This window comes from Stenotrophomonas sp. YJH_SMC_21, from assembly GCF_059369555.1.
In genome coordinates this window covers 1-24,722 of the sequence record NZ_JCAFSU010000016.1, presented here as the reverse complement: position 1 = coordinate 24,722, position 24,722 = coordinate 1, and the positions used below count along the sequence as shown (strand labels likewise).

At 65.4% G+C, this 24,722-nt stretch carries 17 protein-coding genes and 1 pseudogene; 2 read left to right on the top strand and 16 right to left on the bottom strand.

Annotated features, from left to right (window positions below):
• Positions 1-12 precede the first annotated feature (12 nt).
• The 5 genes from AC5P67_RS16995 to AC5P67_RS16975 are packed head-to-tail and all read right to left on the bottom strand — an operon-like array spanning position 13 to position 5,118.
• Positions 13-1,983 (bottom strand): type IV pilus secretin PilQ, encoded by a 1,971-nt coding sequence (locus tag AC5P67_RS16995; RefSeq protein WP_099472648.1) that lies wholly within the window; start codon positions 1,981-1,983, stop codon positions 13-15.
• 21 nt (positions 1,984-2,004) lie between these two features.
• Entirely contained in the window at positions 2,005-2,538 is a 534-nt protein-coding gene (locus AC5P67_RS16990; RefSeq protein ID WP_099472646.1) for a pilus assembly protein PilP, read from the bottom strand.
• Positions 2,535-3,191, bottom strand: coding sequence for a type IV pilus inner membrane component PilO (locus tag AC5P67_RS16985; protein ID WP_049461166.1), 657 nt, complete (start codon positions 3,189-3,191; stop codon positions 2,535-2,537). The genes AC5P67_RS16990 and AC5P67_RS16985 overlap by 4 nt, the downstream gene beginning before the upstream one ends.
• Positions 3,188-4,060: a PilN domain-containing protein gene (locus AC5P67_RS16980; RefSeq protein ID WP_495214961.1), complete on the bottom strand. Its 873-nt coding sequence runs from the start codon at positions 4,058-4,060 to the stop codon at positions 3,188-3,190. Before AC5P67_RS16980 ends, AC5P67_RS16985 begins: the two co-directional genes overlap by 4 nt.
• A complete protein-coding gene (locus AC5P67_RS16975) occupies positions 4,060-5,118 on the bottom strand; it encodes a pilus assembly protein PilM (RefSeq protein ID WP_005410860.1) in 1,059 nt (352 codons plus the stop codon). Before AC5P67_RS16975 ends, AC5P67_RS16980 begins: the two co-directional genes overlap by 1 nt.
• Positions 5,119-5,337: 219 nt before the next feature.
• Between AC5P67_RS16975 and AC5P67_RS16970 the strand changes: the two genes are divergently transcribed.
• Entirely contained in the window at positions 5,338-7,761 is a 2,424-nt protein-coding gene (locus AC5P67_RS16970) for a penicillin-binding protein 1A (RefSeq protein WP_323157332.1), read from the top strand.
• Between the two features lie 453 nt (positions 7,762-8,214).
• Complete coding sequence (locus AC5P67_RS16965) at positions 8,215-8,859, top strand: hypothetical protein (protein ID WP_043034094.1); 645 nt, start codon at positions 8,215-8,217, stop codon at positions 8,857-8,859.
• A gap of 155 nt (positions 8,860-9,014) precedes the next feature.
• Here AC5P67_RS16965 and AC5P67_RS16960 read toward each other — a convergent pair whose 3' ends face one another.
• The 11 genes and pseudogenes from AC5P67_RS16960 to AC5P67_RS16910 all read right to left on the bottom strand — a co-directional run.
• Entirely contained in the window at positions 9,015-9,758 is a 744-nt protein-coding gene (locus tag AC5P67_RS16960; RefSeq protein WP_227843534.1) for a hypothetical protein, read from the bottom strand.
• A gap of 69 nt (positions 9,759-9,827) precedes the next feature.
• On the bottom strand, positions 9,828-14,234 hold the full coding sequence (locus tag AC5P67_RS16955; RefSeq protein ID WP_197634425.1) for an ESPR-type extended signal peptide-containing protein: 4,407 nt from the start codon (positions 14,232-14,234) through the stop codon (positions 9,828-9,830).
• A gap of 67 nt (positions 14,235-14,301) precedes the next feature.
• Positions 14,302-15,009, bottom strand: coding sequence for a pilus assembly protein (locus AC5P67_RS16950; RefSeq protein WP_062605733.1), 708 nt, complete (start codon positions 15,007-15,009; stop codon positions 14,302-14,304).
• 16 nt (positions 15,010-15,025) lie between these two features.
• Positions 15,026-16,159: a CblD like pilus biogenesis initiator family protein gene (locus AC5P67_RS16945; RefSeq protein WP_099472642.1), complete on the bottom strand. Its 1,134-nt coding sequence runs from the start codon at positions 16,157-16,159 to the stop codon at positions 15,026-15,028.
• Entirely contained in the window at positions 16,156-18,882 is a 2,727-nt protein-coding gene (locus AC5P67_RS16940; RefSeq protein WP_099472640.1) for a TcfC E-set like domain-containing protein, read from the bottom strand. The genes AC5P67_RS16945 and AC5P67_RS16940 overlap by 4 nt, the downstream gene beginning before the upstream one ends.
• Positions 18,883-18,932: 50 nt before the next feature.
• Positions 18,933-19,442: a CS1 type fimbrial major subunit gene (locus AC5P67_RS16935; RefSeq protein WP_099472639.1), complete on the bottom strand. Its 510-nt coding sequence runs from the start codon at positions 19,440-19,442 to the stop codon at positions 18,933-18,935.
• Between the two features lie 519 nt (positions 19,443-19,961).
• Entirely contained in the window at positions 19,962-21,050 is a 1,089-nt protein-coding gene (locus AC5P67_RS16930) for a hypothetical protein (RefSeq protein ID WP_495214960.1), read from the bottom strand.
• Between the two features lie 365 nt (positions 21,051-21,415).
• Positions 21,416-22,693: a citrate synthase gene (locus tag AC5P67_RS16925; protein WP_005410870.1), complete on the bottom strand. Its 1,278-nt coding sequence runs from the start codon at positions 22,691-22,693 to the stop codon at positions 21,416-21,418.
• Between the two features lie 296 nt (positions 22,694-22,989).
• On the bottom strand, positions 22,990-23,232 hold the full coding sequence (locus AC5P67_RS16920) for a type B 50S ribosomal protein L31 (protein ID WP_005410871.1): 243 nt from the start codon (positions 23,230-23,232) through the stop codon (positions 22,990-22,992).
• An 88-nt stretch (positions 23,233-23,320) separates the two neighbouring features.
• On the bottom strand, positions 23,321-24,259 hold the full coding sequence (locus tag AC5P67_RS16915) for a nucleoside hydrolase (RefSeq protein WP_005410872.1): 939 nt from the start codon (positions 24,257-24,259) through the stop codon (positions 23,321-23,323).
• A 341-nt stretch (positions 24,260-24,600) separates the two neighbouring features.
• Positions 24,601-24,722, bottom strand: a pseudogene (locus tag AC5P67_RS16910) (IS110 family transposase); the annotation flags it as partial.

The window sequence follows — 24,722 nt, the reverse complement described above, 5'->3', positions numbered from 1 at the left end:
GGGTGCGCTGGCTCAGTTCTGCCTGGCTACGCGCAGCACCTTCGGGGTGACGAACACCAGCAGCTCGGCCTTGTCCTTGCTGCGGCCACGCTTCTTGAACAGGTTGCCCAGGAACGGTACATCGCCCAGGAACGGAACCTTGCTGATGCTGTTGCGGTCGGTGAACTCGTACACACCACCGATGACCACGGTCTGCCCGTCCTCGACCAGCACTGCGGTGTTCACTTCGCGGCGGTTGATCGACGGCACGGTGCCATAGCCTTCCAGCTGGATCAGCCGGTCCACTTCATCCTTCTTCACCTGCATGTTGAGGAACACGCGGTTGTCGTTGGTGATAGTCGGGGTGACCTTCAGTTCCAGCACCACTTCCTTGAACTGCACGTTCGGCGTAGCGACACCGCCCGCACCGGCGCTGATGGTCACATAGCCGATTTCCTTACCCTGCTTGATCAGGGCCTCGCGCTGGTTGGTGGTGACCACGCGCGGGTTGGAGATCACTTCACCACGCGACTCCTCCTGCATGGCCGACAGCTCGACGTCCAGCAGGTAGCCGGCATTGAGGATCGACAGCGCAAGCGAGCCTGCCGGGTTGGTGGACGCCGCCGGCATGGCCCAGTTCAGGCCACGGGTGATTGCCGAGCCGACCGGCACCGGCGCCGGGCCCGTACTGCCACCGGCCAGCCAGTCGCGGTAGGCCTTGGCGTTGGTCGCATTGGCTTCGACCTGCGACTTGCGGGTTGCCTCGTTGGCTTCCAGATTGCCGCTGAAGTAGGCGTTGTCGCGGCTGCCACTGATGCCGAACCGCGCACCCAGCTCACGCGCGAACGTATCGGTGGCGATGACGATGCGGCTTTCGATCAGCACTTGGTCGACCGGGCGGTCGATCACGTTGATCAGCTCACGCATGCGCGCGATCTTCTTCGGAATGTCGCTGATCATCAGCGTGTTGGTGCGCTCGTCGGCAACGATGCGGCCACGGCCGGACAGGAAGCCACTTTCTTCCTGGGATGAGCCACCACCGCCGCCACCGCCTGCTCCACCACCGCCACCACCGCCGATGCCCTTGGCTTCGGTCAGGGCTTTGAAGATCTGGGTGGCGCTGTGGTAGTTGATCTGGACGTAATCGGTCACCAGGTCTTCGCGGTTCTCGATGGCGATGCGCGCGTCTTCCTTCTCCTGCTCGAACTTGGCCAGCTCGGCCTGCGGGCCGACCCAGATCACGCTGCCATCGCGTCGCTTGTCCAGGCCCTTGGCACGCAGCACGATGTCCAGTGCCTGGTCCCACGGCACGTTGACCAGGCGCAGGGTCACATTGCCCTGCACCGAGTCGGAGGCCACCACGTTGAGGTTGGACTCTTCGGCGATCAACTGCAGCACGGTGCGCACTGGCACGTCCTGGAAATTGAAGGTCACCGGCTTGCCGGTGAAGCCACGCTGGCCGACGGCCTTTGCGGCCTGGGTGACGCTGCCGGCGGTCACTGCACCGACGGCGGCCGGAGCCTGCCGCGCGCTGATCTCCACCACGTATTCGTTGCCGCTCTGGTAGGCCAGCGACTCCACCGCACCGCCGGTGCTCAGCACCAGCTGGGTGCCGGCGCCGGACGGCTTGGCGTCGATGCGCTGCACCGGCGTGGCGAAGTCGACGACGTTCAACGGCTTCTGCAGGTTGGCCGGCAGGCGGGCATTGCCCACGTCGACCACCACGCTGTTGCCCTGCGTGCGCAGGTCCGGGATCGCGCCCTGGCCGTCAAACTGCACGATCAGGCGACCCGCGCCATCATCGCCGCGCTTGAAATCGATCTTGGCCACCGACAGGCCGGCCGGTGCCGCGGCCGGTGCGACGGTGGTGCCCACCGGCTTCTCCGCCGGTGCGGCGGCCAGCGCCGGAGCGCAGGCCAGCATCAGCGCGACTCCCAACGCGCTGACACGGTTCAAGGTAGAGCGCCGGTTGGGACGCAGCCCCTTGGCTTGGTGAAAGGTCATCGTGCTATCCCCAGTAAACGATCATTGATCTTCAAGCGAGAGCGTTGCCGGCCGTTCCAGCCAGCCACCCGCGCCATCCGGCACCAGTTCGATCAGCTCCACACGGTCTTCGAAGACCGCAGTGACCCGCCCGTCGCTCTGCCCCAGGTAACCGCCCGGGCGCACCCGGTAGGTCACCTTGTCCGGCCCCATCACCAGTGCGACGGTGCCGCCGCCGGTGCCGATGGTACCGACCATGTCCAGTGCGTCCAGCGGGAAGCCCTCCAGGGGCTCCTTGCGCCGGTTCGGATCTGGCCGCAATCCGCCATTCCCCTGCGGATTGGTCCAGGCATCGGTGAACGGATCACGCAGGCCCTGCGCGGAGTATTCGAAGGTCTCGAACTGCTGCATCACAGGCAACGGTTCCAGCGGCTGCGCCGGCCGGGCACGTTCGCCTTCCACCCACTTCTCGAGATTCGGCGCATCGCCCGGCGTGCTGGTCACGCCACGGCCGCAGGCAGCCAGCAGCAATACGGCAGCGGCCAGCCCGCAGCGTGCAAAGAAGGAACGGATCACTTGTTGCCCTCCTTGCCGGCTTCAGCCTTCTGCTGTTCCTGCACCTCGGTCTCGTCGAGATACCGGTAGGTCTTGACCGTGCCGGACAATTCCAGCGCACCGGCACGCGAACCACCGCCAGCCTTGTCCGCCGGCTTCAGATTGATGTCGTGCATGGTCAGGATCACCACGCGCGGCAGCGAGGCCACGCCACTGACGAACGCACCGAACTGGTGGTAGCTGCCCACCATCTTCAGCTTGATCGGCTTCTCGGCGTAGAACTCCTTGACCTGCTCCTGTTCCGGTTCGAACAGCTGGCTGGTCAGGCCGCTGGACAGCGCAGTCTGCGAGATGTCGATGATCAGGTCCGGCATTTCGGTCTTGCTGGGCAGCTGCCGCAGCATCTGCTGCAGCACCTGCTCCATCTGCGCCAGCTGCTGCTTCAGCGGCCCCAGGTTCACCGCGCGTTCCTGCTGCTTGGAGAACTCGGTACGCAGATCGCTTTCCTTCGATTCCAGGCTGGCCAGTTCATCGCGCTTGCCGCTGATCAGCAGCATCCATGCAACGAACATGATGACCAGGGCCAGCAACGAACAGAAGACGATCTTGGCCTTCTGCGGCCAGTTGCCGATGTCGTTGAAATCCAGGTTCTTCAGATCGATTTTCTGGCTCATGCGCGGTCCCCCTGCAGCGGGGCGTAAGAGGCCTGCGGCGGCTGCGCCAGGCGGCTGCCCTCAGGCCTGGCGGCCGGGGCCGGTGCGGCGGGCTGGTTCGGCTTGGCCGGTGCAGGCGCCGGTGCGCTGGCGGGTGCTGCGGCCGGGGCCGCCGCCGGTTGGGCCGGCGCCGGTGCTGGTGCAGCAGCCGGGGCCGCCGCATCGGGGCCGGCGGCAAGCGGCGCCACGGCGGGCGTCGCAGCCGGGGCGGCCGCCACGCTGCCATCCGCGTTCAAACCGGCAGTGCCTGTCTCTTCACTCTGCGCCGGCAGCTTCACCGTGACCTTGAACATGTACGGCAGCGCCTTGATGTCCGATACCGGGCCGGCTGCACTCTTGTCTCCGGCGCTGGCCTGGATGATCGACAGCTCCGGCTTGGTCATCCAGCCGGAGGTTTCCAGGTTGCGCATGTAAGCCGACACGCGGGCATTGGACTGGGTGCGTCCCTCGAGGGTGAGCATGTCCCCCTCCTGCTGCAGGGCGGTCAGCACCACGCCGTCGGGAATCGTGCGCACCAACGCGTCGAACAGGTGGACCATCTGCGAGCGCTTGGCCTGCAGTTCCTCGATCACCTTCTTGCGGGCCAGCAGGCGGTCCTTCTGCGCATCGAGGCGATCGATCTCCTTGTTCTGTTCCTTGACCTTCTCGATCTCGGCTTCCAGATAGGCATTGCGGTCCATCTGGCCGCTCACCTGCCGGTCGTAATAGAACCAGATCAGCAGCGACAGCAGCAGGCCACCGATTGCGGCCATGCCCAGCATTGCGTAGAACTCGCGCTGGCGTTGCTTGCGCCGCTCGGCGCGCCAGGGCAATAGATTGATGCGTGCCATCAGTCGAAGCTCCTCAGCGCCAGACCGGTGGCGATCATCAGCGCGGGGGCATCCTGGGCCAGCGCATGTGCGTTCACCTTCGGGCCCAGGGTCATCTGTGCCAGCGGGTTGGCGACCACGGTCGGCACGCCCAGCTGTTCCTCGACCATTTCCGGCAGCCCGCCCAGCACGGCGCAGCCGCCGGCCAGCACGATGTGATCAACGCGGTTGAACTCACTGCCTGCATAGAAGAACTGCAGCAGGCGGCTGATCTGCTGGACCGTGGCTTCCTTGAACGGCTCCAGCACTTCCATCTCGTAGCTTTCCGGCAGCCCGCCCTGACGCTTGGCCAGGCCGGCCTCCTCGTAGCTCAGGCCGTAACGGCGCATGATCTCGTCGGTCAGCTGCTTGCCACCGAACACCTGTTCGCGGCTGTACAGGCTGCGGCCGCCGCGCAGGACGTTGAGGGTGGTCATGGTGGCGCCGATATCGACCAGCGCGACCACGCCGTCGATGGACACCGGCAGCTCGCTGGCGACCAGTGCGTAGGCGTTCTCGACCGCGAAGGCCTCCACGTCCATCACCTTGGCCTGCAGGCCACCCAGTTCCAGGGCCGACTGGCGCAGTTCCACGTTCTCCGAACGCGACGCGGCCAGCAGCACCTGGACCATCTCCGGGTTGTTCGGGATCGCCCCGATCACCTCGAAGTCCAGGTTCACTTCCTCGATCGGGTACGGAATGTAGTTGACCGCTTCCAGCTCGATCTGGGCTTCCATGTCGTTCTCGTCGAGCTCGGCCGGCATCGGGATCACCTTGGTGATCACCGCCGACCCGGCGACGGCGGCAGCGGCCAGCTTGGCCTTGCTGCCTGAACGGTTCATCGCACGGCGGATGGCCTCACCCACGGCCTCCACTTCCACGATGTTCTTCTCTACCACCGCATTCGGCGGAAGAGGTTCCACAGCGTAATGTTCCACACGGAAACGATTGCCGCTGCGGGACAGCTGCAAAAGCTTTACCGCAGTCGAACTGATGTCGACGCCTACAAGCGGCGACTGACTTTTTGGGATGAGCCCCACGGTTTCTCCCCTGCCGACGGGCACTTGGACGCAAGACCTGCGCCCGAGCATTAATAACGTATTCTTAGCAAATGGCAACGGCCCTGCTGTGAAGTTCCTCACGGATTCACGATGCAGCCCCTGACTGTTCCCCTTGCGCTCCCCGGTGCCGACCCCAGCCGCCACCTTGCGTAATCTATACTCTGCGACCACGAAATTCGCAATCGGAATCTGAACCCGATGACTCGACTCCGCCGCTGGCTGCGCTGGATCTTCCTGATTGTCCTGGTCCTGGCGCTGATCGGCGCGGCCGCCGTGGGCGGTCTGTACTACGCTGTGTCCTCCAAGCTTCCCGACGTGCAGACCCTGCGCGACGTGGAAATGCAGGAGCCGATGTACGTCTATGCTGCCGACGGCAAGCTGATGGCGGTGTTCGGCGAGACCCGGCGCACCCCGATCACCATGAAGGACGTGCCCGAGCGCCTGAAGCAGGCCTTCCTGGCCACCGAGGACGCCCGCTTCTACGAGCATGGCGGCGTGGACTACATGGGCATCGGCCGTGCGGTGTGGCTGCTGGCCACCACCAACGACAAGCGCGTGCCGGGTGGTTCCACCATCACCCAGCAGGTGGCCCGCCAGTTCTTCCTCAGCTCCGAGTACAGCTACACCCGCAAGCTGGCCGAGATCCTGCTGGCGCGGAAGATCGAGTCCGAGCTGAGCAAGGATGAGATCTTCGAGCTGTACCTGAACAAGAGCTTCTTCGGCAACCGCGCCTACGGCGTGGCCGCCGCGGCCGAGTTCTACTACGGCAAGAAGCTGAACGAGCTGGACCTGGACGAGATGGCCTCGCTGGCCGGCATCCCCAAGTTCCCGTCCTCGGGCAACCCGATCTCCAACCCGGAGCGCGCCCGCCAGCGCCGTGACAACTATGTGCTGCAGCGCATGGCCGACCTGAAGTTCGTCAGCCAGGCCGAGGCCGACGCGGCCAAGGCCGTGCCGATGCATGCCACCGCGCATGAGCCGCCGGTGCAGGTCGATGCCCCGTACGTGGCGGAGCTGGTACGCCAGGAAATGATCGCCCGCTTCGGCGGTGATGTGGTCAACAAGGGTTACCACGTCACCACCACCATCGACTCCACCCTGCAGACCGCCGCCAACCAGTCGGTGCGCGACGGCCTGCTGCTGTACGACCACCGCCACGGCTGGCACGGCGTGGAGAAGCAGGTGCAGGTGGGTGCCGGCGAAGACGCCGCTGCCCTGGCCGAGCACCTGCGCGGCATGTACGGCCAGGCCGGCCTGCTGCCGGCCATCGTCGCCAGCACCGGCGCCGATGGCAGCGCCACCGTGGTGCTGGCCAACCGCAGCGAGATCGTGCTGCCGGCCGGTGCCGCCAAGTGGACCAACAAGACCCCGGGCAAGCTGGTGCAGCGCGGTGACATCGTGCGCGTGCGCGCTGGTGCCAAGGAAGGTGAGTGGCTGCTGGACCAGATCCCGCGCGGCCAGTCCGCGCTGGTCTCGCTGGATGCCCACAGCGGCGCGCTGAAGGCGCTGGTTGGCGGTTTCAGCTTCTCCGGCAACAAGTTCAACCGTGCCACCCAGGCCCGCCGCCAGCCGGGTTCGAGCTTCAAGCCCTTCATCTACGCCGCGGCCTTCGACAAGGGCTACAACCCGGCCTCGATCGTGCTCGACGCCCCGGTCGTGTTCCGCGACCGCCGCGGCAAGACCTGGGCCCCGCAGAACGACGGCGGCGGTTTCCGCGGCCCGATGCGCCTGCGCGAAGCGCTGGTGCAGTCGCGCAACCTGGTCTCGGTGCGCCTGCTCGATGGCATGGGCGTGGACTACGCGCGCAAGTACATCAGCGAATTTGGTTTCGCCGAATCGGAACTGCCGCCGAACCTGTCGATGTCGCTGGGTACCGCCTCGCTCACCCCGCTGTCGGTGGCCCGTGGCTACGCGGTGTTCGCCAACGGCGGCTCGCGCGTGGATACCTGGCTGATCGACCAGGTGAACGACCGCGACGGCAACCTGGTGTTCAAGGAAAACCCGGCGATGGCCTGCCGCGACTGCGCCGGCAGCAGCGACCAGCCGGTCAGCCAGGTGGTGGACGGCTTCAACTTCGGCGCCCCGGCCCCGAAGGTGGACCCGGCTGCTGCGGCCAAGGCCGAAGCCAAGGCCGAGACCCCGGCCGCGCCGGTCAACCCCGATGCCCGCACCGCTCCGCGTGCGATCGACGCCCGCACCGCCTACCAGCTGGTATCGATGATGCGCGACGTCGTCCAGCGCGGTACCGGCGTGCAGGCCAAGGTGCTCGGACGCGAGGACGTGGGCGGCAAGACCGGCTCCACCAACGACCACCGCGACGCCTGGTTCTCCGGCTTCGGTGGCCCGTACGTGACCACCGTGTGGGTGGGCCGCGACGACTTCCGCTCGCTGGGCTACCGCGAGTACGGTGGCAAGGCGGCCCTGCCGATCTGGATCGACTACATGCGCACCGCGCTGAAGGACACCCCGATCGCGCAGAACGAGCCGCCCAGCGGCATGGTCCAGGCCACGCTCAACGGCGCGACCGAGTGGGTGAAGGTGGAAGACATGGATCGCCTGACCGACTACGACCTGAACCTCAATACGCCGCAGGCCGACGCCGCCGCGTTCGATATCTTCTAAGAGGCAGGTATGGGTGGGTGCCAACCGTTGGTTGGCACCGATGCGACCCTGGTAGAGGCCAACCTTGGTTGGCGCCCCGTGCCGACCAAGGTCGGCACCTACCAAAGCGTCGGTGGGTGCCAACCTTGGTTGGCACCGATGCATCCGCCGGGCACGGTCCCGCGCTGCTCTGGTAGCCGCCAACCTTGGTTGGCGCCTCGTGCCGACCAAGGTCGGCACCTACCAAAGCGTCGGTGGGTGCCAACCGTTGGTTGGCACCAATGCATCCGCCGGGCACAGCCCCGCACTGCTCTGGTAGCTGCCAACCTTGGTTGGCTCCCTGTGCCGACCAAGGTCGGCACCTACCAAAGCATCGGTGGATGCCAACCGTTGGTTGGCATCTCCGCGCCATACCCACGCAGATGTCACATCCGTGCGCTAATCTGTAGCCAGGTCGCAACAGGGAGTCATCGCATGCATCGCGCTCGTCAGCATGCTGCCAGCCAGACCCGCGAGCGGCGCCACCGCCTCGCCCACGAAGCCGCCCGCCTGATGGCTGAAGGCGGCATCCGCGACTACCACCAGGCCAAGTTGAAGGCCGCCAGCCGGCTCGGCATCCACGACGATGCCTCCCTGCCCCGCAACACCGAGATCGAAGACGCCCTGCGCGAGTACCAGCGGCTGTTCTCCGGCCCCCAGCACGGCAACGAACTGCAGCGCCGCCGAGAGGCCGCCATGCGTGCGCTGGAGTTCCTGCACGGCTTCGCCCCGCGCCTGGCCGGCCCTGTGCTGGAGGGCACCGCCGACGCCAACAGCCCCGTGCAGCTGCACCTGCACAGCGACGACCCGGAAGCCGTGCACCGCTTCCTGGACGAACACGGCATTCCCGCCGAATCGCGGACGCGTCGCCTGCGCATGGATCGCGAGCGCAGCCTGGATGTGCCGGTGTGGGTGTTCAGTGCCGAGGAGCTGACCTTCGACCTGGCCGTGCTGCCCTACGATGCCCTGCGCCAGGCACCGCTGTCGCCGGTGGATGAGAAGCCTATGCGACGTGCGTCGGTGGCGCAGTTGCGGCAGCTGCTGGCCGAAGCGGAAATCACCGCGTATATCGGCGGGTGACGGTAGCGCAGCGGTGCCTGCCTTGGGTGGGTGCGGACCGTTGGTCCGCACTGTGCTTCGGGCATTTCGATGGCTGAGCGGAGAGCAGTCGAGCAAGCTCGACCCTACAAAAGCGGTGTTACCTGCCCTGGCAGATGATGCCGATCATGCTCCCGCTACCAGACAAAACGGGTATCGCGCAGCGGATCGCTGAACAACCGCGGCAACCACGGGGCGGGAGCTCGCCGCGGATACTCCCGCATCATCTGTGCGTGCATGACCTGCAGGCCCCGCAGCAACCAGATCTGGTCATAGATGTCGTTGAACCCATCCGACCACCCACTCTTCACCCGCTCATGCTCGACCGCCTCCAACGACGGCATCTGGTCCAGCGACACCTCCAGGATCGTCAACAGTGCTGTGTTGATCTGCGCATTCTCAACACCCGCCCTGCGCACATCCTCCAATCGAGCGCGAATCCGTCGGCAGTCGTACGGGACGCACCCACCCGTGGCGGTGATGTAGTCGGCGATGTCCGCCAGCATGTCGGCTTTCAGCCGCCACACCACTTCGCTGTCCATCACCTGCCGCACCCGCATCGTGCGCAACGTGCTCGCCCTTACCTCCTCCGGCGTGGTGAACGGTGCACCCGGCGTGCGGCCCGCGTGGCGCACCAGCACGATGCGATGGATCGCCTCGCTGGTGACGCCCTCGATCCGCAGCGCCGCTGCCTGAGGATGCACGCGCGGCGGCGGCACGCCCAGCATCTGCCACAGGTACCACAGCACCAGCAGCAGACCGGCGATGCATAGCCCGCTCATCAGCGTCCACAGGTCCAGGTTCCGGGTGTAGTAGCGAAAGCGCGCCCGCCAGATATAGAACGTGCGATAGCTGACGATTCCACTTACCCATCTGTACATTGCCTTCTCCTCGGCAAGGACCCCGGCGCGGCGGGGTTCATTACGCGCACCACGCCGGGGCCGCATGGCTTACCAGCCGATGCCCACGCCGACGCCCATGCTGCGTTCACCGCTGTTGGTGAACGCGCCATTGAGGCTGAAGGTGGCCGAGCCCTTCTCGTTGAGCACACGCTGGTAGCCCACCGCCATCGCCGACTCACCCTCGCTGTAGCCCACGCCCGCACCCAGGCGGTTGTAGGTGGCCAGGCCGGCGGTGTTCATCGCCATCGCGGTCTGTGCGCTGCTCATCGCCGCCATGCGGTTGAAACGCTTGTCCATCTTGTCCAGGCGACGTTCGAAATTGCTGATCGCCCCATCGGTGTACTCGTTGGCGCGTGCCAGCATCTTCTCCAGTTCAGCGGTATCGACCTGGGGCTTCGGGGTGTCCTCCTTCGTCTTCGGCTGCGGTGCAGGTTTCTCACCCTCGCCGACCGACGCCACCTGCTGGCCGCCTTCGGCCTGCGGCACCGGCGCTTCCGGTTCGGGCACTGAAGCCACCGCCATTGCCTGCGGCTGCGGCTGCGGCGCATCGATGCGCTGCTCCAGCCCGTCCATGCGGCCGTTGAGCTGCTGCTGCATCGAGTGCAGCTGGCCGCCATTGACCGCGTCGCGGCTGCCGGCCGCGATCAGGCCATTGGCAACGTTGGAAATGACCATGCCGTGGGTTCCGGCCAGAGTGAGCTGGTTGAGACCGTCCGCGCGGACGGAGGGCGTGTCCTGGAACACGCTGCGCAGCTGCGACTCGACCTGGTTCACGCGCGAGCGGTTGCTGACCACTGCGCCGTCGAGTGCTTCCAATGCACCATTGAGCGTGGACTGGGACTGGCCCTGCACGGTGAAGCTGGGGCCGACGATGTTGCCGTTGGCATCGACTTCACCGCCGAGCGCGGACAGCGCACCGCGCAACTGGCCGACGGTGGCGGCGTTGTGGTTGGCGGTGCCGTTGGCGATGTTTACGAGGCGGCGTTGAATGCTCCCGCTACCAAACGAAACAGTACTTTTCTCAGTTGCCACTGCACCAACTCCCAACGCGAGGGAGCTATCTGCACCCTTAAGGACCATAGCGCTCTCCCCAATGGCAATGCCGTTGCGTTCCCACACCTGCGCACCAGCTCCTACGGCAAAGCCACCACTCGAATCTTCGGAAACCCAAGACCCACGTCCAAGAGCCACCGAATTCACCCCCAGCGCAGCTGCATAGGAGCCAATGGCTGTTCCACCGTCAACTCCCGTTCGGGCAGAGTCGCCAATTGCCACTCCGAGGAAGCCAGCCGACGCGCCTTCACTAAGCTGGTCTGTATCGATCTTGAAGAAGCGGTGCTGGTCCTCAATCTGCGATACCCGATCGCTGACACTAAACAACTGGCGCCCGGTAACTACATCTCGACTATCCGTGGAGAGCGAGCCGTCGGCCACACCAGTCAAACGCGCACCGCCGAAATCTATCGGACCGCCCGCATCGAATCCACGCATCGCCCGCTCGCGCATCTCCCGCTCCTTGCGCATCGCCTCCAGATCATCTCGATTCTGCGAGATCTTCTGCTCTGCGGCGTACAGCTGATTTCCCGTTACGGCGTCACGGCTTCCAGGGGCCACCCGACCGTCAGCCAGATTGGTCAACACCATGCCGTTCGCGCCATTCAGTGCGATCTGGTCCATGCCATCGCCACGGGCCGAGGGTGAATCCTGGAAGATCGAGTTGAGCTGGCCTTCCACCTTGTCCGCACGGCGGCCTGCGGTGGTGACAGCTCCATCGAGCGCCATCAGTGCGTCCTGCACGGTGTTCTGCGTTCCGCCCTGCACCGAGTACGTCGGGGCAATGATGTTGCCGTTGGCATCCATGCCTGCTCCGCCGCCAAGGGTAGCGAGGGAGTCTTTGAGCTGGGAGACGGTAGTGGCATTGTGGTCGGCAGCACCTCGAGCAACGTTTACTAAGCGGCGATAAGCAGTTGCGCTTCCAAATGATGCAACGCCAGCCTCATTCGCTTGCGAGCCTTCACCGATCGCCAGTGATCCATCCGCCCCTTTCCCAACCTTCGCTCCAGCGCCAATCGCAACCCCCCCCCTTGCACCACCCTCCGAAATACCGACCTCAGCGCCCGCCCCAAGGGCAAAGCCATTGTCGGAACCTTCATGTACCGTTGAAGCACGTCCAACGGCCACCGAATTTCTACCCAGTGACTTCGAGTGTGTTCCGACTGCAGTCCCACCCTCGTTGCCTGTCTTAGCCGAATTACCTATAGCGACACCCACTGGTCCTGCCTCAGCAGGTTCGCTGGTAGGAGCCGCACCGATGCTCACGAACTGACTTACGTCCTCTAGAGCTGATACCCGTGAATTGGTTGAGTAGAGCTGTTTACCAGACACTGCTTCAGCGCTGCTGGCGTTCAACAATCCATCCGCCACACCACTGATCCTCCGGTTGGCATTGGCGCTGTTGCGCACGTCCAACGTCGTACCGCCGTTCTTCTCACCCAGACGCACATTGCCAGTCGTAGACACTTGTGCCACCAGCCCGCCAAGCGCTGCGGTCTCGACCAACGCCTTGGCTGCATCCGTCTTTGCCGCCGCCGCCTCTGTGCCCGCAGTTCTGGCAACACTCTCCACCGCCGCCACCTTGTCATTGGTGGCATTGAGCTGCCTGCCGTTGACGGCCTCAAAGCTGCTGTCGCTGACCACGCCTTCGGCCACGCCGGTCAGTTTCCGGTTCGCATTGGCGCTATTGCGCACATCCAGCACCGTTCCGCTGTTCTTCTCACCCAGGCGGACATTGCCGGTTGCCGACACCTGCCCCACCAGGCCGCCCAGCGTCACCACCTGAGTCAGCGCCTTGCTCGCATCAGCTTTGGCCTCTCCCGCAGCGGTCTGTGCCTTGGCAACATTCTCATTGGTCGTGTTCAACTGCCTGCCGGTCACTGCTTCCGTGCTGGAGGTGCTTAGCGTGGCATCGGCCACACCGGTCACCTTGCGGTTGGCATTGGCACTGTTGCGGATATCCAGCGAGGTACCGCTGTTCTTCTCGCCCAAGCGGACACTGCTGGTGGACGAAGCCTGGCCGATCAGGCCGGTCACCGTGGTGACCTGGGCCAGGGCCTTGCTGGCATCAGCCTTGGCCGCATCCGCAGCGGTCTGCGCCTTGGTGACATTGCCATTGGTCGTGTTGAGCTGGCGTCCATTCACAGCGTCGGTGCTGGTCGTCGTCAGCGCGCCGTCGGACACGCCACTTACCTTGCGCGTGGCCAGCACCGCATTGCGCATGCTGACTTCCGTACCGGTATTGCTGTTGGCGATGCGTACGACGCCACCTGCGGAATCCTGCTTGATCATGCCGTCAACCCGCTCGTTCATGGCATGCAGCTGCTTGCCGGTGACCGCATCGGTGCTGGAGGCCGTAATGCGGGCGTCCGCCACGTTCACGATGCGACGGCGCACCGAGGCGCTGCCTACCGACACCGTATTGGCTTCCGTGGCCACCGAGCGAACGCCCAGGGCTACGGCGCCCTGTGCGGACGCAGACGCCGCATAGCCCAGGGCAACGCCGTCCGTAAGGGCACGGCTCTCACCGCCGATGGCGATGGCACCGGTGTAGCCCAGGCTTCCCGCACGGGCACCGCCCCCGATGGCAACACCACCTGTGCCTGCACCGGTGTCTACCCTCGCTCTGCTTCCAAGCGCCACTCCGTCAACACCATTTGAGAACGTACTTGCACCCAAGGCCACCGCATTCTCCTGCTGCGCCACCGAGCTCAATCCCAGGGCGATTGCATTTGTGCGGGTGGCAGACGAATTTGCACCAACCGCCATCGAACCCGCAGCCGAAGTGCTGGAGTTGGCACCGAGCGCAAGGGCATCCACGCCACGCGACGACGAGCCGCTGCCGAGTGCGATGGCATTTTGTGCCCTGGCCTCTGCTTTGTTCCCCAAGGCAGTGGCACCAATGTAGGCGGCATAGGCATTGGCACCAACGGCCACGTTGTGGCCGCCATCAGCGGAGGTCCTGGCGTTGTAGCCTACCGCCACGCTATCCACGGCATAGGTGCTTGCCTTGAATCCGAAGGCAGCGCTGTTCTGGCCGTTGATCCGGGCACCAATACCAAAAGCGGTGGTGTTGTCGCCCTTCATGTTCACGCCTGCACCGTAGCCAAGCGAATTCCGGCCACTGCTCAACGCATAGCCGATAAATGTGGAGTCCTCATAGGAACCAGTAATGGGCGAACAGGAGACAAACTCGCCATTTCCCAGATTGAAGGGATCGCACCCAATGTAGTAACGGGTCTTGGCGTGCACCTCTCCGCCCGCCAACATCAGCGCGACCATCAGCAGTCCACCGGCGCCAGCTGCGCGGCTCGATTTCCTGCCACAGGGCCTGGTCAGCTCGCTGGCCACCTCCCAGCAGCCTTTGGCGTGATTCCAGATACGACGATAGATTCGATTCATGTGTTTCTCCTTAACAGGACAAGGAAAGTGAGCCCCGTGCCGGGCACGGGGCGGGCAAAGTGCGGGCTCAGGTCGCCGTCGGTTCGATCGTCCGCACGTGTTCGCGATAGCCATCGCGGGTGAGCCGGTAACGCAGTTGCAGCGAGTTGCCCGGCTGAAGCTGGAACGGCAGCGTCAGTGCGGCATCGGGGTAGAGGCTGTGCGATACGGGGTGTGGCGTGCAGGTGCCCGCGGCCGTGCACTCCTCGGCACCGATGATTCCCACGCGCAGCGTGCCGGTGTTGTGCAGCGTGTTGTCCTGGAGGCGCAGATCCACCACACCGTCGTCGGGGGTGACGTTGACCAGCGCCCCCCAGACCAGGCTGACGCCGATGTTTGCCTGTGCGCCCTCGCCGTCTTCGAGGGGAGCGTCATCCGGCCCGCGCACACCTTCGAAGTAGAGGCGGTAGGCTGTTTCCTTCTGGACCTGCTGCAGCGGAATTACCCGGATCAGGCGGTTGCCGCCGCCGGAAAGTGCGAACTTGCCGGGGGTGATGGCAATCGCCGCATCCGAGGCCTCCATCTCCTGTTCTTCTTCGGCAGGCGTGGCGGGATTGACGATGCGCCGCAGGCGGGTCTGCACGTACTGCGGAATGGTCGACTGCGAGTACACCCGGATCTGGGTGCCGCGCTTGGCTTCCACCGCTGCGCGCATCGGGTGAATGGAAAGGTTGGCGTGTGCCGGCAGTGCAAGCAGGGCGCTCACCGGCAGCAGGCAGAACAGCAGCTTCTTCATGGCAGGCTCCTCGGGATCAGGGTTTGGCAGTAGGGACATCCAGCACCACGGTCAGCTCGCCCTCGTAAAGGCCGGGGCGCTGGCTGGCGATAGGGGTGGGCGGTGTTTCCAGGGTCAGCGGCGTGGGCACGCAGTACACCGGCTGGCTGATGCCCGGCAGCATCACCAGCCGCAGCTGTGCGCTGTCGATGCCGCGCAGCTGCTGCTTGACGTTGTGCTTCATCGCCAGGCGATGGCCGCCGTAGTCCAGGTGGACCCGGTAGTCCAGGCGCTGGCTGGCATCGCTGCCGCCATCGCGGTGCCAGAGCGAGAAGTCCGATCCCGCAGGTGGGCGTGGACCGCTGTCGCGAACCGTGACGTCGAGGTACTCGCTCTGCGAACCCAGGCCGTCGTACAGGCACATATCCAGCTGTTTCCTGCCACCCACCACCTTCTGGATGGGGTCGTAGCGCAGATCGAGATTGACCAGCGGCGCGACGGTGTCGAAGGTCGGGAAGTAGATCGAGATCGCGTCGTAGTCGGTGACGGTGAAATCGAAGTTGAAGGTGGCTGTGGCGACGGGTGCTGCGGCGGGGTCGGCCTTGATGTTCAGGCGCATCGTGGCCTTCCAGTGGCCTGCGACGAGTCTGGAGAGCTCGGTCGCTGGGATTTCCAGATATACGCCTGTACCAACTGGCTGTCCGGAACTGCATATGTACCAGAACGACGCATTCAACTGCCTTCTGAGCGTGTCCCAGTAGTCGATAGCGCAAACCCAATCCGACATGACTCTCTGTAAATATCCCTGCGCCCGAAGTTCGCTACGTAGGCCAGTCCTCTGCTCCACGAACAGCAGATCGACATTGCTACTGCCAAGTGACACTCCCGGTTCACCATCAAGAGGGCACCGACCGAATTCACTGTCAGAAGCAGACTCACAAACCACATGGATCTGCCCATACTTCAGCGCCAGGTCGTGACTGAATCCCAGCACCGTCCGCGGCGCCCACAACTCCACATCACCGGGTACCGCCGAGCGATCCCAGCTCATCACGATGTCCCGGCTCTGGTCCGCCGGATGCGTTTCCGGCGGCCACTGCGCCCACGCCCGCGGCATCACCAGCACCGGCGCACACACCAGCATCAACACGAACATCCAACGCCGGCTCATGGCGTACCTCCTGCAGCAGCGGTCCGGGGCGTGGCGGCAATCAACGCGCGTTCCTGCAGCAGGCGGGTCACGCGGGCCTGCTGGCGGATCTCGGCCGGCAGCTGGGCCACGGCCAGCGGCTCGCAGTGCACGGCACCGACCAGCAGCACCACCTGGCGGCGCTCGCGCACCTGCAGCGGGCAATGCAGCAGGCGGTCGTCCTGCAACAGGTACAGCGTCGTTTCGCGACGCGGGAAATCGGCGACGAAGCCGCCGTTGGCGCTGGTGCCGGGCACCGGCGCGTTGAGAATGCGGGCGCCGCCCAGCGGCGCACCGGCCAGGTCACGGGCATGACCGATGAAGGTGTAGGTCACTTCGATCGGCACCGGCATGCGCATCAGCTTGCCGGGCGTGAGGAACATTGGCCGTGCACCGCCCACGCCGGTCACGCGGATGGCGGCGATGCTGTCCAGCGTGCTGGCGTCCTGCACTTCGGCACGTTGCGATTGATAGGCCGGTAGTGGCAGCAACCGGCGTTCGCCGATCTGCAGGCGTTGCCTGCGCAGCCCGCCCACCTGCAGTTCGGCGGCCACGCCGCGCAGGTCGGCGTCATCGGTATCGGCCACCTGCACGGCAAGGCCGGCGTCGGCGCCGTTGGCACCGCTCCAGTAGAAGCCGCGACGACCAAGCGCGAAGCCGGAATTGTGTGCGCCGCTGTAGCCGGTCTCGCTGCGGCCACGCTGCTGGTAGCGCGCCACGCTGGCGCTGGTGTGGCCGATGCCATTCTGCAGCTGACCACCCAGTGAAGCGCTGTAGCGCTCGTTGTTGTTGGCGCGCAGCTCGCCGGACAGCTCGCGGTACTGTGTATCCAGTTCCTGGCGCAGGCTCTGGCCGACGCTGTAGTCGATCGCCGGGCGCTGATGCTGCGGCTGGCGCACATCCACGGCATAGCGGCGCTGTCCATCACCGGCAGCGCTGCGGTGCCGACGGCTCAGGCTGAGGTTGACGTAGATGCCACGGTCGCGCTCGGTGCTGCCACGCACGCTGTCGGTGCTGTTCTGCCGCCACACGCCCACGCGCGTGGAGACGCTGAAATCCTGCCAGCGATGGCTGCGGCTGAAGCTGGCCTGCCAGGTGCGGCTGAGCAGCGGCTCGCGGCGCGGTTCCAACGGCCCCGGCGGCAACAGCGGCTCAAGCCCGAACAGCGGATCCTGCTCGAACGCTGGCCGGTGCCAGCCGGTGCGCCAGGTCTGGCGCCGGGTGTAGCCCACGTAAACATTGCCGCCCGCCAGCGGCAGCGACATCGAACCACTGAGCGCGTTGGTGCAGCCCAGCTGGTCGCGCGCCTCGGCCTCGAACTGGCAGGCCTTGCCACGCATGCGCTGCTGGTAGAGATTCCACGACGCCGTGCGCCGGTACGACAGCTGGTGCTGCTGCCCGTTGCTGCCGTCGCTGCCGCGCATGCCGCTGAAGGTGGCGCGGACTTCCTGCGTGGCCATCACCCGGCGCAGGTCCAGGCGCAGCTCGCCGTAGCGGTGCCCGCCGAATGTGGCGGCACCGGCGGTGATGGCCGCGTCGCGGCCCAGCGGCACGCGCACGCCGGCCATCGCGATGCGCTCGCCATCGAACGCATCGCTGCGGCGCTCATTGCGGTGGCCACCCTGCACGAACCATTGCCACTGGCTGTTGGTCCAGTCGCCGCCCTTGTCGAAGGGCGCCTCCTCGGTGCGCACCAGCACACCGTCCTCGTAGATGCGCATGCGGACCAGGTAGTTGCCGAACGGGAAATTGCGGGTGTCGATCTGGTTGATGCCGGCCTGCAGGTAGAAGGTCTGCAGCAGGCGCTCGCCATCGAACACGTCCACCCGCGCATCGCGCGCCAGCAGCACGGTCAGCGGGCTGGCCTGCACCGCCGCGTCGGTGTCCACATAGGCCTGGGTGGTACCCAGGCGTGCGCCCTGGAAGCGGTCCAGCGGCAGCATGCTGAAGCTGAAGGTGCCGCCCTGCGGACTGGACAGGTTGCGGCGGTCCATGCGCCCGGCCTGCAGGTAGTGCGCCGGCCCCAGGTCGTGGCGGTAATAGACGTTGTCGAACTGGAAATCGTCGTCGCTGTGGCTGCGATAGCGCTGCTGGTTGTAGTACCACTCGGCCGACAGGTGGCCGCGATCGAACAGGCCCAGCGTGCCGACGCCGCGTGCCGACAGCGACTGGTAGTCACGGCCGCCACTGAGGTTGAGCGTCTGCTGATGCAGGAACGCGTTCTCGGCATTGGCGGTGACCGTGTGGAAACGCTCGGCGGCAGGCTTGCCGGGAATCCACTGGCGCGCAACGAACAAGCGCACCGCGCCCTCGCCTTCGTCATACAGCGCGCGCACCTCGTCGGGAGCTTCCGGCGGATCGATGTAGCCGCAGCCGGCGCTGGCACCACCGAAGCGGCAGGCCAGATGGCTGTTGCGCGGCAGCGGCTGCGACAGCGCAGGCAGCAGGGCGGCCTGCGCCTCGGCAGGCAGGTCCAGTGACTGCAGCACGCGCGCGGGATCTTCCAGCTGCACGTGCTCCAGGGTCACGCGCACCGGCGACAGCCCGGCCGAGCGGCCGAACAGCTGGATGTCGAGTTGTTCGGTCTGGCCTTCGACCAGATCTTCAAAACCGGGCGGGACGCCGCGCGCGGCCGCCAGCGGAGTGGACAACGCCAGGGCGAGCGCGACCGCCAGCCGGGTGACGGCGGGGGCGTGTAGGGTCATGGGGGCACCGCTGCAAGCGGCCGGCCCGGGATGCGGGCCGGCGCGGGGGATTACGGCGTAGCCGCCTTCTGGTTCAGCACGACGTTGACCAGGCCGCTGTACGCGCCCTTGGTGAGGATCGGCGCCGGCGTGGTCTGTGCGATGGTCAGCGGCATCGAGATCGAGGCGCCCGGGGTCGAGCCCGCACCGTTGAACAGGTCAGCGGCCTTGTACTCGATGGCGGCTGCACCCAGCGCGCGGTTGTTCAGGCTGATGGTCATCGGCACGGTCACGGCGCCGGTCTCGTTGGCCAGGAAGAAGCTGCCATCGATGCGGGCTTCGATATCCGCGGTTTCATCGTTGGAGTGGATGCGCACGCGCTGCGTGTTCGGAATCAGGCCGCGCAGCGGGTCGTGGGTGAGGGTGACCATGTCCGGCAGCGGCGTGCCGTCATCGCGCAGCAGCGCCAGGGTCGGGTCGACGTCGGCGTAGACGGAGATCTTGGTTTCCACGGCGTGCGCGGACAGCGAAGCAGTGGCCAGCGCTGCAGCGAGCGCGGCCTTCTTGATAATGGCGTGCATGGGTGTCTCTCTCGGACAGGGGGAATATGAAAGCCCCCCCTCCCCTAAGGAGAAAGGGAGGGAGGCGCCGCCCGCAGAGGTGGTTGCGGGCGACGGAGAGAATGTTAGGAATCCATTGCCATGCAGGCCATTCAAGCATTCCTAAAACGTTGGAGGTTAAGGAGGATTCTTGAAGGCGCTCAATGTTTGAGGGTTATGCAAACTCCCTCACTGCTTGAATGCAATAAACCTCATTGCCTTGGGTTTGTAGAGTCGGCTGTTAGTCGACTGCTCTTCCGATACTGCGCGAAGCACACACGCTGCGCGCGTGAGTCGAGTACGGCTCGACTCTACAGCGGGTCATCCACGCATGGCGTGGATCTGCTGGATGGCATCAGGCCGCCCTTCGGCGGCCTGATGAGACATCGCGTTGGCGCACGATCAGAAGAAGATCGCGTACAGGATCAGCAGCGGAATCGGTACACCCAACAACCAGAGCAGAATCATTTTCATTGCAGGTCTCCTTGCGTGGAAGGCGGTTTACAGATCGCGGCGGCGGCCGCCCCAGGTGGCGCTGAGGCTGGCGAAGAACGCACCGATCAGCAGGGTGATGAACAGCCACAACGCGGCATAGGCGGTCGCCTTTCGGGCATCGTCGGCGGCCTGCTTGGCGGTGTTCCTGGCCTTCTCCAGCGCCGCACGCATGCGCGTCTGCACATCGGTCACGCGCGCCTGCGCTTCGGCCGGGCTCATGCCGGTTTCGCGCGCGATCAGCTGCGCCAGGTACTGGGTGTCGGCCGGATCCAGGCCATCGCCCTGCAGGCTGTTGACGATGATGCGGTTCACTTCGGCACGCACTTCGCGGCGGTCACCCATCGGGCCATTACCCGGCATCGGGCGCGGCGGCAGGCCTACGCGCACATCGCGCGGCCCGACGCTTGCAGCCGGCGGCGGTGGGGCCGGATCTGTCGCCGCTACGCCGGACGCTGCATCAGGCGCGCCCGGGGCCGGCGGCGCGCCTGCAGCTGCCGGACCCGCATCGGTAGCGTTGCGGAACAGTGAATCCACCCAGTAGTTGAGGTCGCCTTCCGGGGCCGCCGCGGCAGTGCTGCCCGCGCCCGCGGCAGCAACGCCGGCCGTGGATGCGGCAACGCCCGCGGCGGCACCGGCCACCTTTGCGCCGGCGCCCAGCACGCCACCGATTGCCGATGTGAGCAAGCCCGCGGTCAGCAGCGTGGCGACGGCCCACGACACGAAGCCATGCGCGGTATCGCGGAAATAGGTTTCATCGCCATGGTTCTGCGTCCACTTGGTACGCAGGCGGCCCGCCAGATAGCCACCCAGGCCGGACGCGGCCAATGCGGTGAAGGTGAGCCAGATGATGCTGGACCAACCGAAGGTCTCTTTGCTGACGCCTTCGAACGACCATGGCGACACCGACGACAGGCCGAGGCCAACACCGAGGATCAGCAGGATGAGGGAGAGTGCAGCGGCAGCGGTGGCGCCAGCGAAGATCGCGCCCCAGGAAACGGCGCTTTCGCTGGGAGGGGCGACGATCGGGGCGGTGACGACGGCGGCGACGTCAGGGCCGAGCGGTCCGCGCTCGGGTGGGTCGAATCGGGTACTCATCGGGATGGACGCTCCATTTCAGGTGCTGCGGATGCAGCTGGCGTCCTGAGGCTGCGCGAGCGCTTGTGAAGCTGGCGAGACCCTTGAATCACGCGGTCTTGGCGCGGTAAAGCGCGTGCCAACCAAGGTTGGCACCTACCGAAGGCGGGTGCGGCGGTAGATCCGCGCCGTGCGTGGATGGGAAAGCGTGCCAACCAAGGTTGGCACCTACCGAAGGCGGTTGCGGTGGTAGATCCGCGCCGTGCGTGGATGATTTTTCGCGGGCGCCGAAATCGTGCGGACCAACGGTCCGCACCCACCAGGTCCGCTCCAAAAAAAACGCCCCGCGGATGCGGGGCGTTCTTCTCACGACTCACGCGGGGCGATCAGCCCTGGTAGTCGCGCACGTCGCTGCCGGTGTAGACCTGGCGCGGACGGCCGATCTTCATTTCCGGATCAACCTGCTGTTCCAGCCAATGCGAGACCCAGCCGGAGGTACGGCCCAGGGCGAACATGACGGTGAACATTTCGGTCGGGATCTGCAGCGCCTTGTAGATGATGCCGCTGTAGAAATCGACGTTCGGGTACAGCTTGCGGGCGACGAAGTACTCGTCCTGCAGGGCGGCCTGTTCCAGCTTCACGGCCACGTCCAGCAGCGGATCCTGCACGCCCAGCTGCTTGAGCACCTTGCTGGTCATCTCACCGATGACCTTGGCGCGCGGGTCGAAGTTCTTGTAGACGCGGTGGCCGAAGCCCATCAGGCGGAAGCCGGAGGTCTTGTCCTTGGCCTTGACCACGGCGGACTCGACGTTGTCGGCGCTGCCGATTTCTTCCAGCATCTTCAGCACGGCTTCGTTGGCACCACCGTGGGCCGGACCCCACAGCGCGGTGACACCCGCAGCGACCGACGCGTACGGGTTGGCACCGGTCGAACCGACTAAACGTACCGTCGAGGTCGAGGCGTTCTGCTCGTGGTCGGCGTGCAGGATGAACAGCAGGTCCAGCGCCTTCACCACGTCCGGGTTCAGGTCGTACTGGCCGTCAGCCGACTCGAAGGTCTGCTTCAGGAAGCGGCTGACGTAGTCCAGCGAGGTGTCCGGCTTGTTGGCCGGCAGGCCCTTGCCGTGGCGGTAGATCAGCGCCGACAGGGTCGGCACCTTGGCGATCAGGCGCACGGCGGCCTGGCGGCGCTGTTCGGCGTCGGACAGGTCCAGCGAGTCGTGGTAGATGGCCGACAGCTGCGCGATCGCAGCGGCCAGGATGGCCATCGGATGGGCATCCTTGGCGAAGCTGCCGATCAGGGTGTTGATCGACTCATCGACGTTGGCTTCGGCGGTCAGCTCATCGGTGAAGGCCTTCAGCTGCTCGGCGCTCGGGCGCTCGCCGTTGATCAGCAGGTAGGCCACTTCGACGTAGCTCGACTTTTCCGACAGCTGTTCGATCGGGTAGCCACGGTACAGCAGCACGCCCTTGTCGCCGTCGATGTAGGTGATGGCGGACTTGCAGCTGGCCGTCGCGGTGAAGCCGGAATCGTAGGTGAAGAACCCCGTTTCCTTGGTCAGCTTCGCGATGTCGACGCAGTCGTTGCCAAGGGTGGGTTTGATGACGGGCAGAACGACCGACTTGTCGCCGGCGTTGAGCGTGACCTGATCAAGATCGGACACTGTGTGCGCTCCTTCATGGGAAGGCGCCTGCCCAAGCGCATTGGTCAGGCACGTGAATGACGTCCTCGGCCTGTGCCGGGGATCAGGTCATTATCGCACAGCAGCATTTGCCCGGCGCTAGACAGAAGTCGTATACGACAGGCAGCCAGACACCGGCCGTTGAGCGGCCCGGATCGGCAAAAGCGTTGTCACACGAACGCAGTGTTCCGCCCATCCAAACGCCCGTTGGGTTGGCGTTGGGGAAAAACAAACGGCCGCGCAGAGCGCGGCCGTTGGTTCGAAGCTGGATCGACAGATCAGCGCGCGTAGCGCTTCTGGAACTTGTCGATACGGCCCGAGGTGTCGATGACCTTGTGCTTGCCCGTGTAGAACGGGTGCGAAGCCGAGGAAATTTCAACCTTGACCAGCGGGTATTCGTTGCCGTCTTCCCACTGGATGGTTTCCTTCGTCGCCATGGTCGAGCGGGTCAGGATCTTGAAATCGGAGGTGACGTCATGGAAGACGACGTCGCGGTAGTTCGGATGGATATCGGCCTTCATGGGCTCACACCGTAAATGGGCTGGTGGTCAAGAGCGGCATTATAAGCACCGGTTGCCGCCCGGGGCAACCGGTGCCGGTCAATCGACGTCAGTCCGCACCCAGGGCCTGGCGCACCAGGGCCTCGAAACGCTGCTGGTCGTAGGCCATCAGCAGATCGCAGTTGTCCGGCTGGCCGGTCTGGCGGTTCCAATCGACGATGGTGGCGCCGCGGCTGAACGTGCCGTTCAGCTCCACGTTCAGCGGGCGCGACTCGACCCGCAGCTGCCCTTCGGGGTTCAGCGCCCAGGCCATGGCCACCGCATCGGCGGTGTACCAGCGCCCGCCCTTGCTGTCTTCGGACAGACCACGGGTCTTGCGCGAGATCAGTTCGTAGAAGCGGGCGCGATCGGAATCGGCCTGCAGCCACTTCTCGGCGTCCTGCAGCGGCAGGCCATGGGCGACGGTGGCCTCCCAGTCCGACACCAGCAGGTGCTTGAACGAGGTGAACACCACGTGCGCCGCTTCCGGGTCGAACGCAATGTTGAATTCGGCCGCCGGGGTGATGTTGCCGTGGCAGGTGACCGCGCCGCCCATCACCACGATGCGCTTGATGCGCTCGGGCAGGGTCGGGTCCAGCTTCAGTGCCAGGGCAAGGTTGGTCAGCGGGCCCAGCATCACCAGCATCAGTTCGCCGGCGTGCTCGTGCGACAGGCGCAGGATGGCCAGTGCGGCGTGTTCGGCTTCAGCCTGGCGGCTCGGCGGCGGCAGGTCCACGTCGCCGTAGCCGTCACGGCCATGCACGTGGGCAGCGTCAACGGAGGGATGCAGCAGCGGATCCGGGCTGCCGGCAAACACCGGTACGTCGGTGCGGCCGACGATGTCGCAGAGCTTGAGGGCGTTGCGGACGGTGTACTGCAGGCCGACGTTGCCGGCGGCGATGGTCAGGGCGACCACGTCATGCCGTTCGTCGGCAAAGGCCATCAGCAGGGCCAGGGCGTCGTCCACACCGGGGTCGGTGTCGATCAACAGGGGGATCTTGTGGGTCATCGTTGCCGTCTTCAGATCGGCAACGAAGTGTGGACCGGGATGATGACCGTTGCAAGTACGGGGGGGGGGGGCCGGCAGGGCTGCGGCCTGCACCCGCCGGATCCACGGCAAACGCCAGAGCAACGGCAAAAGCTGGTTTCCTGGGGATGGCGGGGTGGATCCGGTTGCGGGGGACGCTGCAAGTACGTCCATGTAAGCTCGGTCGCCGCATCCATGCGGCTCACGCCCCCGCAACCGGATCCACCCCGCCTTCGACAGATTTCCGCGGCTGTTGGTGGGTGTCGACCTTGGTCGACACATCCATGCAATGCGTGGATGAACATGGAGTAGCAACTGTCTTGTCAGGGGCAGCCGAGGGCCACCTCGGCGTCTCGCTTACGGGCGTTGAGGATCACCAGCATTTTGCGCATGACCGCCACGAGCGCCACCTTGCTCGCTTTGCCCTTGGCCTTCAGGCCAGCGT

Excerpts from the sequence above, each read along its gene's own strand:
- AC5P67_RS16995 (WP_099472648.1), bottom strand. The coding sequence starts at position 1,983 with ATGACCTTTCACCAAGCCAAGGGGCTGCGTCCCAACCGGCGCTCTACC.
- AC5P67_RS16985 (WP_049461166.1), bottom strand. The coding sequence starts at position 3,191 with ATGAGCCAGAAAATCGATCTGAAGAACCTGGATTTCAACGACATCGGC.
- AC5P67_RS16980 (WP_495214961.1), bottom strand. The coding sequence starts at position 4,060 with ATGGCACGCATCAATCTATTGCCCTGGCGCGCCGAGCGGCGCAAGCAA.
- AC5P67_RS16970 (WP_323157332.1), top strand. The coding sequence starts at position 5,338 with ATGACTCGACTCCGCCGCTGGCTGCGCTGGATCTTCCTGATTGTCCTG.
- AC5P67_RS16965 (WP_043034094.1), top strand. The coding sequence starts at position 8,215 with ATGCATCGCGCTCGTCAGCATGCTGCCAGCCAGACCCGCGAGCGGCGC.
- AC5P67_RS16960 (WP_227843534.1), bottom strand. The coding sequence starts at position 9,758 with ATGTACAGATGGGTAAGTGGAATCGTCAGCTATCGCACGTTCTATATC.
- AC5P67_RS16955 (WP_197634425.1), bottom strand. The coding sequence starts at position 14,234 with ATGAATCGAATCTATCGTCGTATCTGGAATCACGCCAAAGGCTGCTGG.
- AC5P67_RS16950 (WP_062605733.1), bottom strand. The coding sequence starts at position 15,009 with ATGAAGAAGCTGCTGTTCTGCCTGCTGCCGGTGAGCGCCCTGCTTGCA.
- AC5P67_RS16945 (WP_099472642.1), bottom strand. The coding sequence starts at position 16,159 with ATGAGCCGGCGTTGGATGTTCGTGTTGATGCTGGTGTGTGCGCCGGTG.
- AC5P67_RS16940 (WP_099472640.1), bottom strand. The coding sequence starts at position 18,882 with ATGACCCTACACGCCCCCGCCGTCACCCGGCTGGCGGTCGCGCTCGCC.
- AC5P67_RS16935 (WP_099472639.1), bottom strand. The coding sequence starts at position 19,442 with ATGCACGCCATTATCAAGAAGGCCGCGCTCGCTGCAGCGCTGGCCACT.
- AC5P67_RS16930 (WP_495214960.1), bottom strand. The coding sequence starts at position 21,050 with ATGAGTACCCGATTCGACCCACCCGAGCGCGGACCGCTCGGCCCTGAC.
- AC5P67_RS16920 (WP_005410871.1), bottom strand. The coding sequence starts at position 23,232 with ATGAAGGCCGATATCCATCCGAACTACCGCGACGTCGTCTTCCATGAC.
- AC5P67_RS16915 (WP_005410872.1), bottom strand. The coding sequence starts at position 24,259 with ATGACCCACAAGATCCCCCTGTTGATCGACACCGACCCCGGTGTGGAC.